At 43.0% G+C, this 2500-nt stretch carries 2 tRNA genes and 3 rRNA genes (2 of these 5 cut by a window edge); all 5 read right to left on the bottom strand.

The features are described 5' to 3' along the window. Positions 1-205 (bottom strand): 16S ribosomal RNA (locus ACH36K_RS01900); it reaches 1311 nt to the left of the window's first position. 712 nt (positions 206-917) lie between these two features. Beyond that, positions 918-993 (bottom strand) — tRNA-Ala (locus ACH36K_RS01895). 5 nt (positions 994-998) lie between these two features. Continuing rightward, positions 999-1075: transfer RNA gene (locus ACH36K_RS01890), tRNA-Ile, on the bottom strand. 5 nt (positions 1076-1080) lie between these two features. Beyond that, positions 1081-1197, bottom strand: a 5S ribosomal RNA gene (gene rrf / locus ACH36K_RS01885). A 55-nt stretch (positions 1198-1252) separates the two neighbouring features. Beyond that, positions 1253-2500: ribosomal RNA gene (locus ACH36K_RS01880) — 23S ribosomal RNA — on the bottom strand; it runs 1660 nt beyond the window's last position.

Genomic DNA, 2500 nt, shown 5'->3' with positions numbered 1-2500 from the left:
AATTGCTTCTTCATGCGAAAAAGCAATGTTATGCGGTATTAATCTTCCTTTCGGAAGGCTATTCCCCTCTATAAGGCAGGTTGCCCACGTGTTACTCACCCGTCCGCCGCTAGGTTTGTTTCCGAAGAAACTCCCCTCGCTCGACTTGCATGTGTTAGGCACGCCGCCAGCGTTCGTCCTGAGCCAGGATCAAACTCTCAATAAAAAGTTTAATCTCTTTGCTCAAATTACTTTGAGTCTTAATTTTAAGACGTCTAAAAGAATTGCTGGTTTGTTTACTTAACTTATATTCTGTTCAATTTTCAAAGACCATTTTCTTCATCGCCCTCAAGCGACTTTCTTATAATATCATTTGGTTTTCTTATTGTCAACAACTTTTTTCAAAGTTTTTTTGACTTGTTTTATCGCATCTCTCAGCGACGAGATTTATAATATCATTTAAAATTAATATAGTTTTATGCATATGTATCCGTTTTTTAAATTTATTATTAATTTACTCTATTTTTCTATTATTATCTAATTAATTCTATTATTGACACACCAGGATTAGTTATTCATATTCAACATATATTTTCGTGATACGTTTATATCTATTATCTTAATATTTACTAGCTACCTATACTTTATTTAAAATTTATTAATCTTTATCAATTAAATTTAGTATTAAATTTACTCTAAAAATACCATAGTATTATAAATTTTATATTCTTTTGTAAGAAGAATAATATTTTCTAATCTAAGATTATATAAAATAATTTTATAGTCTTTATTATGACCTTATAGATTATTATAATTCAGATAAATAAAATTATTTCTCTAAGTTATGATTATATATCTAAATTTTATTGATCTATCATATTAGATAGTTTGATTTAACTTTAATTAAAGCAAAAAAAGCTACGATTATATCGTAGCTTTGGTGGAGGTAAAGGGATTCGAACCCTTGACCCCTTGCGTGCAAGGCAAGTGCTCTCCCAACTGAGCTATACCCCCAAATATGGTGGACCTTCAGGGACTCGAACCCCGGACCAACCGGTTATGAGCCGGTTGCTCTAACCAACTGAGCTAAAGATCCATATTACCTGGCAACGTTCTACTCTCCCACACAGTTTCCCATGCAGTACCATCGACGCTGTAGAGCTTAACTTTCCTGTTCGGAATGGAAAGGAGTGTTTCCTCTACGCCATCATCACCAGATATCAGAGTGTTCTCTGAAAATTGCACATGAATTATTGCCAAAATCTTTTAATTATTGGTCAAGCCCTCGACCTATTAGTATCAGTCAGCTAAATATGTTACCACACTTACACCTCTGACCTATCAACCTTGTGTTCTTCAAGGGGTCTTACTAGCTTATGCTATGGGAAATCTCATCTTGAGGGGGGCTTCACGCTTAGATGCTTTCAGCGTTTATCCCTTCCCGACTTAGCTACCCAGCCATGCTCTTGGCAGAACAACTGGTGCACCATAGGTCAGTCCATCCCGGTCCTCTCGTACTAAGGACAGCTCCTCTCAAATTTCCTACGCCCGCGACGGATAGGGACCGAACTGTCTCACGACGTTCTGAACCCAGCTCGCGTGCCGCTTTAATGGGCGAACAGCCCAACCCTTGGGACCTACTACAGCCCCAGGATGCGACGAGCCGACATCGAGGTGCCAAACCTCCCCGTCGATGTGGACTCTTGGGGGAGATCAGCCTGTTATCCCCGAGGTAGCTTTTATCCGTTGAGCGATGGCCCTCCCACGAGGTACCACCGGATCACTAAGCCCGACTTTCGTCCCTGCTCCACTTGTGGGTGTCGCAGTCAGGCTCCCTTCTGCCTTTGCACTCTTCGAACGATTTCCGACCGTTCTGAGGGAACCTTTGGGCGCCTCCGTTACTTTTTTGGAGGCGACCGCCCCAGTCAAACTGCCCACCTAACAATGTCCCGTCACCAGATTCATGGCGTCCGGTTAGAATCCCAATACTGTCAGGGTGGTATCCCAAGGGTGACTCCACTAAGGCTGACGCCCTAGCTTCTCAGTCTCCCACCTATCCTGTACAGACAATATCGAAACTCAATGCTAAGCTACAGTAAAGCTCTACGGGGTCTTTCCGTCCAATCGCGGGTAGCGAGCATCTTCACTCGCACTACAACTTCGCCGGATTTGCAGTTGAGACAGTGCCCAAGTCATTACGCCATTCGTGCGGGTCAGAACTTACCTGACAAGGAATTTCGCTACCTTAGGACCGTTATAGTTACGGCCGCCGTTTACTGGGGCTTAAGTTCACACCTTCGCTTGCGCTAAGTGTTCCCCTTAACCTTCCAGCACCGGGCAGGCGTCAGCCCCTATACATCAGCTTACGCTTTAGCAGAGACCTGTGTTTTTGCTAAACAGTTGCTTGGGCCTATTCTCTGCGGCCTGCTCTCGCAGGCACCCCTTCTCGCGAACTTACGGGGTCAATTTGCCTAGTTCCTTAACTGCAATTCTTCCGATGGCCTTAGGATTCTCTCCTCAT

Origin of the sequence: Clostridium sp. MB05, from assembly GCF_046581255.1 — a bacterium.
Taxonomy (GTDB): Bacteria; Bacillota; Clostridia; order Clostridiales; family Clostridiaceae; genus Clostridium.
This window is presented reverse-complemented; position numbering and strand designations above follow the sequence as displayed.